The organism is Bradyrhizobium sp. UFLA06-24 (genome assembly GCF_054967145.1).
The window spans coordinates 100,438-113,149 of sequence record NZ_JADFUE010000007.1 but is presented as its reverse complement, the minus strand read 5'-3'; the positions used below and the strand labels follow the sequence as shown (position 1 = coordinate 113,149).

The window sequence follows — 12,712 nt, the reverse complement described above, 5'->3', positions numbered from 1 at the left end:
GCCATGGAATCGCGCGCGGACAAGCTCGGTCGCATCGTCTCGCTGGTGAAGCTCCAACTGCGGCTGTCTGAATGGCAGCTCGCGCAATTGCGGCAGCAGGAAAGAGCCATGCAGGACGAGCAGGCATGGCTGGTCGGAACCTTGAACGATGGCAAGGCGCCGGCGGGCTCGTCCAGCGACTCGATCGCGCGGCGCCTCAACAGGACCAGTGTCGGTGCACGCGCCGTGCAGGAGCGCGCTTCGATGCAGCTCGACAAGGTCCGTTCGGAGACCCGGCGCGTGAAGCAGCTCGAGGAGGTCGCCAGGGTGGCGCTCGCCGACAAGCTGCGCGATGCAGAGAAGCGCTCGCTCGAAGACATCGCGGGGACACACGCCGCTGTCCGCGATTTGACGACGCGGCCAGCCAGCCGGAACAAGCCATGATCGTGACACCGACATCCGACCTCGTTCTCGATGTTCTCGACGCCGCCGATCCTGTGGCGCAACACGCGGCGACTGCCAAGCTCCATGCGCTGAAATCGTCCGACGCCGATTTTGCCGCAACGATGGACGCCGCGGGCAAGGCGGCGGATCAATCCGCCGCAAGCGTCGCCGAGGCGCAATCGGGCGTAGTGAACGGGCCGCCGGTGCATGTGATCAAGAAGCCCGGCCCGGACGAGGTCTATCGCAAGTTCGAAGCCTTCATCCTCCAGACCTTCGTCGAGACGATGCTGCCGAAGGAGTCGGAGGAGGTCTTCGGCAAGGGCACAGCCGGCGGCATTTGGAAATCGATGTTGGCCGAGCAGCTTGGCGCCCAACTTGCGAAGGGCAAAGGGATCGGAATTGCCAAACAGCTCGCAGCTGCGCATCCGGCGGGGCCGGACGTGACGGGCAAGGCCGGATGATGAAGCCAGACAGGGATGACGAACGTTGAGGGGTGAATTTGCTATGCAGGTAGAACAGGGCGCGACGGCGCCGGTAATGGAACGGCCGGTCGTCGACATCGAGGCCGTTGCGACGGAGGCTGCACGGGGCGACGTTCTGCTGCCCGCCCTCCTGCTCAGTTCCGGCGGCGAGATGACATCCGACGATGCTGAATCGCCAGGAGCGGAGGCGACGCGCTCCGAGGAGATCCGCGGCCTATTGGCCGCGATTCGCCGGCTCGAAACCATCGTCGTGGAAGAGACCACCGCGCTCGCGACAGGACAGAAGGTCGACTTCGACGACTTCAGCGCCCGGAAAAGCCGGAGCATGCTGGAGTTCGTCCGCCTGATGCGGGCGCGGATGCATCTCGGCGGCGAAACCGAGATCACCGAGGAGATCCAGCGGCTGCGCGAGAAGCTGGAGCGAAATCGCTCCCTCCTCGAGATGCATTACGAGGCCGTGCGCGAGGTCGCGGGCATCATCGTCAAGGCGATCAAGGATGCCGAGTCGGACGGCACCTATACCGGTCGTTCAGTGCGGGATGCGAAATGATCAAACTGGTGCTGGCCGGGCTCTGGGTATGCATCCTCACCGCGGGCACGAGCTACGGCGTGGCCTATTGGAAGGAAAACGGCAGCTTGCTGCCCGCCAAGGACGAATATCTGGATGGGCTGCAATACCAGAAAACGCGTGCTTTGAGCGTGCCCATGGTCGAGGGCGGCGCCGTGCAGGGCTACATCGTCGCGCGATTCGTCTACACGGTGGACGCCAAGACCATGCACCAGCTCACCGTTCCACCCGAGCCGTTCGTCGTGGATGAGGCCTTCCGCAGGATCTATGCGGACGAGCGCCTCGATTTCAGGAAGCTCGCCCGCTACGACCTCTCCCTCCTCACCGCAGCGATCAAGCAGCGCGTCAACGAGCGGATGCAAGCCGATATCGTTCAGGACGTGCTGGTCGAGGACTTCAACTACGTCTCCAAGGAAGAATTCCAGCAGAAGCCGTAGCCTGCCGGGCCGCGAAGCCGCGCCTGCGCAACGACGTTTCTGGCCTCAAAAGCAAGCCGGCCTCTGCGGGATCTCCCGCAGAGGCCGGTCGTCGTTTGCGAGCCTTGCTCCAGCGCGTCAGTTGCCGGCCGGGTACGCCGCCGGGGCGGCATGGGCCCGGTTCAGCAGGATGCCGACGTCGTCGAGATCCTGCATCGGCTCGTCAATGGCCTCGTTGGCGGGGATGTTGAGCCGGTATCCGACATAGCGCCGTGCCACGATGGCGTCGAAGCCGAGGCGGTCGCGAAGCTTCTTGCGCAGCTTGCTGACGTGGCTCTCGATCACGCTCTCGTCGAAAGTGGATTCGAAGATGCCGTAGACGGCGTTGAAGATCTGCGTCTTGGTAATCCACTTGCCGTGGTTGCTGACCATATATTCCAGGATGCGCAGCTCGCGGCGGGGCAGGGTGAGGGCGTGGCCCGCGATTTCGGGATCACGTCCGTTGAAGAAGACCTGGATCCTGGTCTCGCAGGGCCGCGGCAACTCGCCCACCCGGCGGCGTGCGATCGCGGCCGTTCGAGCGAGGATCTCGCGCAGGTGAATCGGCACGTGCACGACGTCGTCGACACCCGATTCGAACAGCTCCAGCGTGTTCTTGAGCATCTTCTGGCCGCTCATCGCGATGATCGGAGCCGCAGACCGCTTGCGCATCGCCCGTGGCAGGCTTCCGCGGGCATCGCACTCCCCCAGAAGGAAGGCATCGACGGCTGCGAGGTCCGATTCGTTCGCGGATTGCAGCCAGTCCCAGAATTCTCCGGAGGAGAAGCCGATCGACGATACACCCTCGCGAACGAGTCCTCCTACGTAGCTGTTCGCGACGCTCTCGCGATCATCAACGATAATATACATCAGTCAGTCGCCCCTGTTTCGCACTTGCCGCGGCCGGGAGGTTTATTGTGATGCCCCGGCTCGGCAGCCATGCTGTTTGACGATATTTCCCTCCCGCGAACCGTTATTATCGTTTCGATATTCGCGGGCAGCCCTACGCATTCAGTGCCTGCGCGAGCAGGCCTGCTACTTCGACTCGATACTGAACGCTACTGCGTGAAGCCCGGCGGGTGTCTTACGATCACCTTGCGGAGCGGATTGAGAAAACGACCTGGTACAGTGGCGTCACGTTACGCATTGCGTCCGAACACTACCGAACTCAGTCGATCTCCTCGCCAACGGGCGCGAATCACTTGATGTAGACCGTAACAATTGCCGATTTCCGATCAAGCGTGCGAAACAAAGCGTTTGCTACGTGTGCTTGATGCTGTTGATTCGTTTCCGGTTGTTTCTTTATGTGTCGCCTCGCATCAGTTGATTTCAAATCCGAACTAGTTTTGCACCGTGGTGGTCATAAAGTTCCATATACCCGTAAAAATCCAGCTATTTTGGGTGGTACTGCCGGATCGCCGCAGTGAAGGGTTTTCAACCCCGGATTGACTCTCCTTGCCGCGCAGCCGCGTGCGACAACTCGACTGATTTGTAGCGACGCGGCTTCAGCTTGGCGAAATCTTGGCGAGGGTGTGGCTTTCGAGTCGCACTTTTGCCTTATGCAGTTGCGTCGGACACGCCAACGATCATCCGCGACCAACAGTTTTTCGATGCGCACGTTTCAGGCAAGCTTCACCAACTAGCTTCGCTCGAAGATCGAAATGAACGGAGCATTTTCAAATGTTGTCCGATGGAAAAACGCGTCCCGTCGAAGCTGCGGATCTGTCCGCGACGGCGAAGCCCGCTCCGGACGCGCGCGATGCGAAGCTCAATACGAATGCGCGCGGCGCCAGGCCCGCGACCGTCGCGAAGCCTGCAGCGGCGTCGAGCGATGAGGTCGCAGCCAAAGAAGCGCTCGAGGGATTGAAGCGTATTCGCGCCAAGGCGCGCCTGGACAAGATGGCGATACCAAAGCCCGTGCCGACGGTGATCAAGCCGGCCGTGATCGTCGCCAAACCGCCGCCGCCGCGTCCGACCTGGGTCGCGCCGCTCGCGACGTTGGCAGTTGCCGCCATCCTCGTCGTCAGCGCCTGCACCGGTGTCATCGCCTATCTCACGATGCAGCCGAGCCAGCCCAATGTCGCGGCCAACGCGGAGATCAGGAATTTGCGCGACACGGTCGCCCAGCTGCGCAAGCAATTATCGGGTGTCTCCGAGAATCTCGATGGCCTGCGCACGGCGGTTGATCAGTCAAGCAAGGCGACCAGCGATCGGTTCGGCCGGTTTGCCGAGAACCTTGATCGCATCGAGCGGGTGAGCTCGTCCTCGACGGCGAAGCTCGACAGGCTGGCTCAGGCCCAGGTCCAGCCGCCGACTCCCGTCGCCGCGCAGCCGCTGTCGCCGGCACCGGCGATGCCTATGATGGCCTCGGTCACCGCGCCGGAGACCACGGGATCAGTGTCCCCGGTCGAACGAAGCTCGGCACCACGAAGAGTGGTCAAGGGGTGGTCAGTCCGCCAGGCCTATGAAGGCATCGCGATCCTTCAGGGGCCGAACGGTGTCGTCGAGGCCGTGCTCGGCCAACAGGTTCCGAACCTCGGCCGTATCGAGGAGATCAGGAACGAGAACGGCCGTCTGGTGGTGGAAACCAGCGGCGGCGTCGTCTATTCCGCGCGGAAGTGAGAGGCCGATAATTCTATTGGCGGTGATGTTCGTAGCTGGTGCATAGCAAATCCACCTCGCTCTCCGCGATCGGCGCGCGAAACAACCGGCAGGTGAACTCGACCGTCGTCTTGTTCTCGGAGCTGATGCGATCCTCGCGGAGGAAGATGCAGCGCTTGCAGACGTCGGTGTGGTGCCGCTGTTCGGCGGCATCCGCCTGATCGAGCACCTGTCGCAAGGTGTCGCGAAAGCGGATCTTGCTGTCCTCCTCGAGGACGGCGATAGCCTCGATCAGGCCATTGACAGGATCGCGCGCCAGAAACTTCTTTCCCTGCAACGTCACACTCAGCATCACAGAGCGCTTGTCCTTGGCGGAGCGCTTGCGTTCCAGATAGCCGAGCCTCTCGAGCTCGCCGATGATGAACGAGGCGGTGCCACGTGTGGTGCCGACATAGCTCGCCAGCGCCGATGGCGTCCTGGAGAAGCGGTTGGCACGGGAGAGGAACCGCAGTGCCATCCACTCGCGATCGCGCATGCCGTGCTTGGTGCCTTCGAACCACAGGATTCGTGCCACTTGTCCCAGTAATTCAATCGCTTCGCGGGCCAAAATCATATGGGTGCCAGATCGGATAAAGCTTTATTCAATTGAGCCTTTGGTGCGCGATCGCTGCGGGACGCAATGAAGCTGTCGAGCGTTGCTTCGCCCGAAGCGAGAACAATTGCCGCGCTTTGAAAGACGCTTCTCCGTTCTGGAGATGGAGCATTCGCGAGTGGAACTAGAGCGCCACGAAGAAAGTTCGAGTAAATATGACAGCTCGACTGATCTGAAAATTTCAGTCAAATGGCGCGGTCCTGCGTCGATCATTGGGTGCTGTGCTGCGCCTAAGCAACATGATGTGGCGATATGGCCCGATCGGGCTCATTTGTTGCGGCAATGCATTCCCAATCGCGCGAAGCCGCACACAATCTGCGGCACGCGTTGGTGCGGCAGGTCACGGGAGAACCCTTTCTTTCGGTTAATGGATGTTGCGGCGCAACGCGGGGACGCGGTTAAATCGGGCACATCATCAGATCGGAGAGGTCAGGCGTGTCGTCAGCAAAAGAGCAAGCCGCGCCGTTCAGCGTCAAACGCGCGGCACTGGCCGCCACCGTTGGCAATATGCTCGAGTTCTACGATTTCATCACCTACAGCTTCTTCGCGATCCAGATCGGGCATGCCTTCTTTCCGACCGGAAGCGAGTACGGCAGCCTGATGCTGTCGTTGGCGACATTCGGTGCCGGCTTCGTGACGCGTCCGATCGGCGGTATCGTGCTCGGCATCTATTCCGACCGGATCGGCCGGCGGCCCGCGATGCTGTTGAGTTTCGCGCTGATGGGGGCGGCGATCCTGACCATCACGTTCACGCCGTCCTATAATTCGATCGGGCTTGCGGCGCCGATCATCGTCATTGCGGCCCGCATGGTGCAAGGCTTTGCGCTCGGCGGCGAGGTGGGGCCGACCACCGCTTATCTGATTGAGATCGCGCCGCCGGAGCATCGGGCGCTGGTGGTGGCCTGGCAGCCGGCGAGTCAGGAGATCGCAGCAACGGCCGGAGCGCTCGTCGGCGTCATCCTGAGCAGGACGATGTCGCCGGAGATGTTGGATCTCTATGGTTGGCGCGTGGCGTTTCTGATCGGGGCGGTCTGCCTGCCGTTCGGAGTCTGGATGCGCCGGACCCTTCCCGAGACGATCTCACCGGCTGACGTCGGTGTCGCGGCAAAGGAAAGCACGGGTCATCTGTCGCAGGCTCGCTCCCACACCGGCCTGATCGTGCTAGCGTTGATGGTGCTGGCCAGCGGCACGATCTCGACCTATGTCACGCAATACATGACGACCTATGCGCAGAATACGCTGCATGTCTCGTCGACTCTGGCGTTTGCCGTATCGCTCGTCAGTAACGGCATTCAGTTCGTCGGCGCGCTGGTTGGCGGTTGGCTCGCCGATCGTCTCGGCCGCAAGCCTGTGATGATCTGGCCGCAGCTTGCGACCCTGCTGCTGACCTATCCTGTCTTCCTCTGGATCGTCCATGCGCCGGGCATGCTGTCGCTGCTGGTTGGCTTCGGCTTGCTGTCCATCATCGGCTCGCTGCCGTTCACCGCGTTCTACGCCACTTTCACCGAGGCGCTGCCACAAAGTATCCGCGGCGGCGTGTTCGCCACCGTCTACGCGGTCGCGATCGCGAGCTTCGGTGGCACCGCACAGCTCGTGGTGACCTGGCTGCTCCATGTCACCGGCGATCCGCTGGCGCCGGCTTGGTACCTGCTGCTTGCGGCGATCGTCGGACTGGTTGCGATGAGTCTGATGCCGGAAACTGCACCGGTGAAGCAGCGCGATCGTCGGGTCTGAAAGGTCCCGCGCTCGCAGGCTGGTGATTTGCGTTTCGCCGGCAATTATTGGCGAATGCGTCGCCTGCAGGATCAGGGCAAGAAACGAGGGCAAGACATCAGGGCAAGGCATCAGCAAGGATCAACCCATGAGTATTGAAACCACCATGACGGCCGATGTCGTCGGGCTGACGAAAGTCGCCCCGGTCTCGCGTCGCGGATTCATGAGCGCCACCGCGGCCGTCGCCGCCGGCTACACGCTTGCGGCAGGTCCCGTCCGCGCTGAGGTCATCACCACGGATACCAATGGCCTTCAGGCCGGCGACGCTAGGGTCAAGGTCGGCTCCGAGGAGATGCCGGCCTATTTTGCGCGGCCCGCGGGCGACACCAAGGCGCCGGTGATCATCGTCGCAATGGAGATCTTCGGCCTGCATGAATACATCAAGGACGTGACGCGGCGCCTCGCCAAGCTCGGCGCCTTTGCGGTCGCGCCCGATTATTATTTCCGCAAGGGCACTGATCTCACCAAGATCACCGACATCAAGGATCTGCTGCCGATCGTCAACGCCAAGCCGGATGCCGAGCTGCTGTCCGATCTCGACGCGACGGTGGCGTGGGCGGGATCGCAGGGCGGCGACACCACGAAGCTCGGCATTATCGGCTTCTGCCGCGGTGGACGCACCGTCTGGGAATATGCCGCGCATAGCGGTGCGCTCAAGGCCGGCGTCGCCTTCTACGGTCCGCCAGTGGATGCACCCAATCCGCTCTGGCCCAAGAGCCCGCTCCAGCTCGCGCCCGAGATGAAGGCTCCGGTGCTCGGCCTCTATGGCGGCGCGGATACCGGCATTCCCGTTGCCCAGGTCGAGCAGCTCAAGGCGGCGCTCGAACAGAACAAGAAGACGGCCGAATTCAAGATCTATCCGGATGCGCCGCACGGCTTCCACGCCGATTATCGCAGCAGCTACCGCAAGGATGCGGCGGAAGATGCCTGGAAGCAGGCGCAGGCCTGGTTTAAAAAGTACGGCGTGTTGAGCTGACGTCGAGCTCAAGAAGGGCAGCGCGAGAGGCCCCCCTTCTTGTCTCACGGCGCAAGCTTCGCCTCCCCATCACGCCACAGCGCATCGAGGCCGTGCCGGTAGGTCGGATAGGCCAGCGTGACGCCAAGCTCGCGCTTCAGTCTCGCGTTGGAGACGCGGGCGCTGCTGGCATAGAAGCTGCGCGCCATCGCCGACATCTCGGCGGTCTCGAACGCCTCTTCGGGCGGCGGTGCAATGCCCATGAGCTGCGCGGCATAGGCGATCACGTCCTGCGGCGGAGCCGGCTCGTCGTCGCAGATGTTCCAAATGCCGCCGCTAGGGTGGTTGATGGCGGCCATGATCGCGCCCGCGATGTCGTCGACATGGATGCGGTTGAAGACCTGACCGGGCTTGATGATGCGCCGGGCGGTGCCGCTGCGCAGGCTCGTCAGCGCGTTGCGGCCGGGACCGTAGATACCGGCAAGCCGCAGGATGGCGATATTGCCTTGGGCGGTTTCAGTCCAGGCCTGCTCCGCCGCGACCCGCATCCGTGCGCGGTCGAGCGAAGACTGTGGCGGCGTGCTTTCGTCGACCCAACGGCCGGCGTGATCGCCATAGACGCCGATGGTGGAGAGATAGACCACCTTGCGGTGACCCTTCGCCACGACGTCGCCGAGCGCCGCCAGCGCGGGATCGCCGGTGTTGCCCGGCGGGCTCGATACCAGGAGGACGTCGGCATCACGGATCCGGTTGACCGTCGACTCAGCCGGGCGATTGCCGGAGAAGCCATGCAGTTCCAGGCCGGCCAGGTCGTCCCGCTTGGCCGGATCGCGCACCGTGCCGGCGACATGCGAGAAGCTGCCGCCGAACCTGCGGACGAAATGCCGGGCGGTATAGCCAAGACCGAGGATGAAGAGCCGCATGCGTTTGCCGTGCTAGATCCGAGTTCCCGTTCGCGCTGTCAGCGCGTGCTTGCTCATAAGAGATTTTTGGGTTCGGCCAAAGATATTGCGATTTTACTCGTCCGCCCGTGCAGGCGATGGTCGCGCCATCCAGGGAGGCGTCGATCATGCAGGCGGAAGCGGCCACCATCACGCCTTCGGGCGCGGCAGAGCTGATCCGAAAGGCCGCCGCCCTGGTCTTCGATGTCGACGGCACTCTGGCCGAGACCGAAGAGCTGCATCGGCGGGCCTTCAACCTCGCCTTCGCCGGTCACGGTCTCGACTGGCATTGGGACCAAGCCGTCTACCGGGATTTGCTGCGGGTGACCGGCGGCAAGGAGCGCATCCGCGCCTACCACACCATGCTGTCGATCGCGCCGCCGCTATCGGACGCCGACATCGCCGAGCTTCACCGCACCAAGACCGTACATTATGCCGAGCTGGTCGACACCGGCTGCTGCCGGCTGCGGCCTGGCGTGGCGGAGCTGCTCGCGAGCGCAAAGGCGCGCGGCCAGCGGCTTGCGATCGCGACCACCACCTCGCACGGCAATATCGAGGCGCTGCTGTCGCGCGCGCTGGGGCGGCGGTGGGCGAATGACTTCGAGGCGATCGTTGCCGGCGACGACGTCAGGCACAAGAAGCCTGCGCCGGATGTCTATCTGGAGATCCTGACGCGGCTGAAGCTGGAGCCATCGGATTGCGTCGCGATCGAGGATTCCGCCAACGGGCTGGTGGCGGCGACGCGGGCCGGCATTCCCGTGCTCATCACCCGCAGCATGTACTTCCGGGAAGACGACTTTCGCGACGCCCGGTTCGTGCTGGACGAGTTGTCGGAACTCGCCACCAAACAACAAAACGCAAAACAACCCCATGCACAGTAGATCACGCCGGCGTGAGGGCGATCGTCAGTGCACCCGGTGGCTCGCTCTATCGTCCTCGGCCTGCTCGACAATCTGCGCGATCGGGCTCGACTGGTGGTGCACCAGCCTCCAGTCATCTCCGACGCGGCGAAAATGGTTGGCGGCGGCGAGCGCGGTGCCGTCGACGATCTCGATGCAGAGCACGCGGGCGCTGTCGCCATCGACGATGGCCTGCGGCTCGGCGCAGACGATCTGCGGCCGCTCCGGGTTCTGCAGGATGTCGCGCCAGCTTCCGATCACCGTGGCGTGGCCGACAATCGCAGGCCAGCCGGGATGAATGCAGGAAATGCCGTCGTCATCCGCCCACATCCGCTTCATCTCGTCAAAATCGCCGGTCGAAAAGGCGGCGTAAAAAGCCGCGTTGGCGGCGATGACCTTGCTGTCCTTTGCCATCCTTCTCGGGTGGGCCAATGGCAGGCAAAAATCAAGCGCGACTTCAGGCGCACTTTGAACGCAGTGCAGCATCGCTGCCCTGTTCGTGGTCACGCCGAAACCAGCGTCTCCACTGCGCGCCGCGCGCCTTCCTTATAGAGACGGCCGAGCGCCGCAGTGACGGCCTCGCGCAGGCGCGGCTCGGCGCCGAGCGGCCCGAACACTCTGGCGACGCCGAGCAACGCGGGTGCGAGCCGCTCGGCAACCGGGCCGGCCTCGCGCGCCAGACTTGCAAGCTCGGCGGCGAGGGGATCGCGCACGTCGATGGCGCGGCCCTGCTCGTCGATCGCGCTGACGTAGCGCATCCAGCCGGCCACCGCGAGCGCATGGGTTGCGATCGGCAGGTTCCTGGCGAGGCGATCCTGCATCGCGCCGAGCAGGCGCTGTGGCAGCTTTTGCGAGCCGTCCATCGCGATCTGCCAAGTGCGGTGATGCAGTGCCGGATTGGCAAAGCGCTCGAGCAGCGAGGCGCGATAGGCGGCGAGGTCGGTGCCAGATGGCATCGTCAGCGTCACCGCGGCATCTTCCATCACCCGCGCGGCGAGCCGCGCGAAACGCGGATCCTGCATGGTATCGGCGATGGTCTCGTAGCCGGCGAGATAGCCGAGATAGGCCAGCGCCGAATGGCTGGCATTGAGCAGCCGCAGCTTCATCAGTTCGAACGGCTTGACGTCGGTGACGAGCTCGACGCCTGCAGCGGCGAGATCGGGACGGCCCGCGCAGAACCGGTCCTCGACGACCCATTGTGTGAACGGTTCCGTCATGACAGGCCAGGCGTCGCGCATCCCGAGTGCCGCGGCGACCGCGTCACGATCCGCATTGGTCGTCTCCGGCACGATGCGATCGACCATGGTGCAGGGGAATGCGACCGTATCGGCGATCCACTTGCCGAGATCTCTCGAGCGGAGCGCAGCGAATTGGGTCACGATCCGCTGCACGGTGTGGCCGTTGGCGGCGAGGTTGTCGCAGCACAGCACGGTGAAGGGCGGAATGCCCAGCGCCCGCCGCCGCGCCAGCGCGGCCACGATGAAGCCGGGCGCCGAGCGCGGCGCATCGACATTGTTCAGGTCGTGCACGACGTCAGGATGGCGCTCGTCGAGATCACCGGTCTGCGGCGTGTGGCAATAGCCTTTCTCGGTGACCGTGAGCGAGACGATGCGAATGGCGGGATCGGCCATCCGCTCGACGAGTGCTGCCGGCTTCTCGCGCGCGACGACGCTGTCCAGCAGCGCGCCGATGATGCGGTGCTCGGTGCCTTCGGCAGCGCGTACGGCGACCGTATAGAGATGATCCTGCGGGGCGAGAGAATCGCGCGTGTCAGGGCTGCGCAGGCTCGCCCCGATGATGCCCCAGGACGAGCTGCCCGCGGCAAGACAATCGTCGATGATGACGGCTTGATGGGCGCGATGAAACGCGCCCAAGCCGAGATGCACGATCCCAGGCGTGATGCGCGAGCGGTCATAGGCCGGGCGGCGAATGCCAGCTGGCAGCCGATCGAGATTGGCGCGACCAAGGCGCATCGACGTCTCCCCTTTGCTTTGGCGGCTGCTTGACATGGCGGCCATATCAGGTCAATGCTTCGGTCAATTGGTAAGGCCAATTATCCAAAATTGGCGGGCCGCCGGGCTGGAAGCCTTCCCGGCGAGACCCTTTCGGGAGGACCAGCGTGCCGCTGGAAGCTGTGGAGGCGAGACGGCTCTATCGCCAGGTCGCCGATCAATTGCGAAGCCTGATCGACAGCGGCGAATACGCGGTCGGCAGCCGCTTGCCGACCGAGCGTGAACTCGCCGATCAGCTCAAGGTATCGCGGCCGACGGTGCGCGAGGCGCTGATCGCGCTCGAGGTGGAAGGGCGCGTCCGCATTCGCGTCGGCTCCGGCATCTATGTGACCGAACCCGCCGAGGCCACGCCGGCTCCAACAGCCGTCATCGAGGGGCCGTTCGAGCTGCTGCGCGCCCGCGAATTCCTGGAAAGCGCCATTGCCGAGCAGGCCGCACGGGTGGCGACCAAGGACGATGTCGCGCGCATCGACGCGGCGCTCGTCGCGATGGAGAATGTCGAGCATCCCGGCGAAGCCTCGATGATCCATGACCGCGCCTTCCACATCGCCATCGCCGGGTGCCTCGGCAATGCCGTGCTGGTGCGGGTGGTCGGCGAGCTGTTCGATCAGCGCCTCAATCCCTATTTCGCGCAGCTGGCGCATTATTTCGAGAACCCCTCCACGTGGCGCACCGCGCTTAGCGAGCACCGGGCCGTGCGCGACGCGATTGCGGCGCGCCGGCCGCTGGCGGCTCACGACGCCATGCGCGACCACCTCGCGCACTCGCAGGAGCGCTTCGCGCAGAACTTCGGCGCCGAGACATCAGCGGGGGCGCCGGCAGCGCGATCCGGGGCTCAGCCCGGCAAACCAAAGCGGCCGTCGAACAAACAGGCCAAGAGCGGCAGCGAACGACGACGATGAGATTGGGCGGTCCGCCTCTTTATTTGAGGGCGGGCGAACAAGAAGCAGA

The 12,712-nt window shown here is 63.9% G+C and carries 14 protein-coding genes; 9 read left to right on the top strand and 5 right to left on the bottom strand.

What is annotated here, in order from left to right; all coding sequences use genetic code 11:
* Positions 1 to 3: 3 nt before the first annotated feature.
* From IF809_RS08770 to IF809_RS08755, 4 genes are read left to right on the top strand one after another with little or no spacing between them, the layout of a single operon-like run.
* Complete coding sequence (locus IF809_RS08770; RefSeq protein ID WP_462837384.1) at positions 4 to 423, top strand: hypothetical protein; 420 nt, start codon at positions 4 to 6, stop codon at positions 421 to 423.
* Positions 420 to 884, top strand: a complete 465-nt coding sequence (locus tag IF809_RS08765; RefSeq protein WP_453995674.1) for a rod-binding protein — start codon at positions 420 to 422, stop codon at positions 882 to 884. The genes IF809_RS08770 and IF809_RS08765 overlap by 4 nt, the downstream gene beginning before the upstream one ends.
* Positions 885 to 927: 43 nt before the next feature.
* Positions 928 to 1,455: a flagellar biosynthesis protein FlgN gene (locus tag IF809_RS08760; protein ID WP_462837383.1), complete on the top strand. Its 528-nt coding sequence runs from the start codon at positions 928 to 930 to the stop codon at positions 1,453 to 1,455.
* Complete coding sequence (locus IF809_RS08755) at positions 1,452 to 1,910, top strand: hypothetical protein (protein WP_453982242.1); 459 nt, start codon at positions 1,452 to 1,454, stop codon at positions 1,908 to 1,910. Before IF809_RS08760 ends, IF809_RS08755 begins: the two co-directional genes overlap by 4 nt.
* Before the next feature lie 117 nt (positions 1,911 to 2,027).
* Here IF809_RS08755 and IF809_RS08750 read toward each other — a convergent pair whose 3' ends face one another.
* Positions 2,028 to 2,798: a response regulator transcription factor gene (locus tag IF809_RS08750; protein WP_128964490.1), complete on the bottom strand. Its 771-nt coding sequence runs from the start codon at positions 2,796 to 2,798 to the stop codon at positions 2,028 to 2,030.
* An 810-nt stretch (positions 2,799 to 3,608) separates the two neighbouring features.
* On the opposite strand from IF809_RS08750, the gene IF809_RS08745 reads away from it, so the two are divergent.
* Positions 3,609 to 4,550, top strand: coding sequence for a hypothetical protein (locus tag IF809_RS08745; protein ID WP_462837382.1), 942 nt, complete (start codon positions 3,609 to 3,611; stop codon positions 4,548 to 4,550).
* A gap of 13 nt (positions 4,551 to 4,563) precedes the next feature.
* Here the strand turns inward: IF809_RS08745 and IF809_RS08740 are convergent, their stop codons facing one another.
* The gene (locus tag IF809_RS08740) at positions 4,564 to 5,142 is read right to left on the bottom strand and encodes a MarR family winged helix-turn-helix transcriptional regulator (RefSeq protein WP_128964492.1); all 579 of its coding nucleotides are present in this window, start codon (positions 5,140 to 5,142) and stop codon (positions 4,564 to 4,566) included.
* Positions 5,143 to 5,688: 546 nt separating this feature from the next.
* On the opposite strand from IF809_RS08740, the gene IF809_RS08735 reads away from it, so the two are divergent.
* A complete protein-coding gene (locus IF809_RS08735; protein ID WP_462837417.1) occupies positions 5,689 to 6,915 on the top strand; it encodes an MFS transporter in 1,227 nt (408 codons plus the stop codon).
* 127 nt (positions 6,916 to 7,042) lie between these two features.
* Positions 7,043 to 7,930: a dienelactone hydrolase family protein gene (locus IF809_RS08730; RefSeq protein WP_128964494.1), complete on the top strand. Its 888-nt coding sequence runs from the start codon at positions 7,043 to 7,045 to the stop codon at positions 7,928 to 7,930.
* A 44-nt stretch (positions 7,931 to 7,974) separates the two neighbouring features.
* Here IF809_RS08730 and IF809_RS08725 read toward each other — a convergent pair whose 3' ends face one another.
* Positions 7,975 to 8,832 (bottom strand): SDR family oxidoreductase, encoded by an 858-nt coding sequence (locus IF809_RS08725; RefSeq protein ID WP_462837381.1) that lies wholly within the window; start codon positions 8,830 to 8,832, stop codon positions 7,975 to 7,977.
* A 146-nt stretch (positions 8,833 to 8,978) separates the two neighbouring features.
* On the opposite strand from IF809_RS08725, the gene IF809_RS08720 reads away from it, so the two are divergent.
* Positions 8,979 to 9,731, top strand: coding sequence for an HAD family hydrolase (locus IF809_RS08720; RefSeq protein ID WP_462837380.1), 753 nt, complete (start codon positions 8,979 to 8,981; stop codon positions 9,729 to 9,731).
* Between the two features lie 24 nt (positions 9,732 to 9,755).
* On the opposite strand, the gene IF809_RS08715 is transcribed toward IF809_RS08720, so the two are convergent.
* Together IF809_RS08715 and IF809_RS08710 are read right to left on the bottom strand one after the other, a co-directional pair.
* Entirely contained in the window at positions 9,756 to 10,163 is a 408-nt protein-coding gene (locus tag IF809_RS08715; protein WP_128964497.1) for a nuclear transport factor 2 family protein, read from the bottom strand.
* 89 nt (positions 10,164 to 10,252) lie between these two features.
* Positions 10,253 to 11,722, bottom strand: coding sequence for a mannitol dehydrogenase family protein (locus tag IF809_RS08710; RefSeq protein ID WP_462837379.1), 1,470 nt, complete (start codon positions 11,720 to 11,722; stop codon positions 10,253 to 10,255).
* Positions 11,723 to 11,868: 146 nt separating this feature from the next.
* Between IF809_RS08710 and IF809_RS08705 the strand changes: the two genes are divergently transcribed.
* The gene (locus tag IF809_RS08705; protein ID WP_462837378.1) at positions 11,869 to 12,663 is read left to right on the top strand and encodes a FadR/GntR family transcriptional regulator; all 795 of its coding nucleotides are present in this window, start codon (positions 11,869 to 11,871) and stop codon (positions 12,661 to 12,663) included.
* The last annotated feature ends 49 nt before the right edge of the window (positions 12,664 to 12,712 follow it).

Bases quoted from the DNA above. Each gene is read 5' to 3' on its own strand.
- IF809_RS08770 (WP_462837384.1), top strand. From the start codon at position 4: ATGGAATCGCGCGCGGACAAGCTCGGTCGCATCGTCTCGCTGGTGAAG.
- IF809_RS08765 (WP_453995674.1), top strand. From the start codon at position 420: ATGATCGTGACACCGACATCCGACCTCGTTCTCGATGTTCTCGACGCC.
- IF809_RS08760 (WP_462837383.1), top strand. From the start codon at position 928: ATGCAGGTAGAACAGGGCGCGACGGCGCCGGTAATGGAACGGCCGGTC.
- IF809_RS08755 (WP_453982242.1), top strand. From the start codon at position 1,452: ATGATCAAACTGGTGCTGGCCGGGCTCTGGGTATGCATCCTCACCGCG.
- IF809_RS08750 (WP_128964490.1), bottom strand. From the start codon at position 2,798: ATGTATATTATCGTTGATGATCGCGAGAGCGTCGCGAACAGCTACGTA.
- IF809_RS08745 (WP_462837382.1), top strand. From the start codon at position 3,609: ATGTTGTCCGATGGAAAAACGCGTCCCGTCGAAGCTGCGGATCTGTCC.
- IF809_RS08740 (WP_128964492.1), bottom strand. From the start codon at position 5,142: ATGATTTTGGCCCGCGAAGCGATTGAATTACTGGGACAAGTGGCACGA.
- IF809_RS08735 (WP_462837417.1), top strand. From the start codon at position 5,689: ATGCTCGAGTTCTACGATTTCATCACCTACAGCTTCTTCGCGATCCAG.
- IF809_RS08730 (WP_128964494.1), top strand. From the start codon at position 7,043: ATGAGTATTGAAACCACCATGACGGCCGATGTCGTCGGGCTGACGAAA.
- IF809_RS08725 (WP_462837381.1), bottom strand. From the start codon at position 8,832: ATGCGGCTCTTCATCCTCGGTCTTGGCTATACCGCCCGGCATTTCGTC.
- IF809_RS08720 (WP_462837380.1), top strand. From the start codon at position 8,979: ATGCAGGCGGAAGCGGCCACCATCACGCCTTCGGGCGCGGCAGAGCTG.
- IF809_RS08715 (WP_128964497.1), bottom strand. From the start codon at position 10,163: ATGGCAAAGGACAGCAAGGTCATCGCCGCCAACGCGGCTTTTTACGCC.
- IF809_RS08710 (WP_462837379.1), bottom strand. From the start codon at position 11,722: ATGCGCCTTGGTCGCGCCAATCTCGATCGGCTGCCAGCTGGCATTCGC.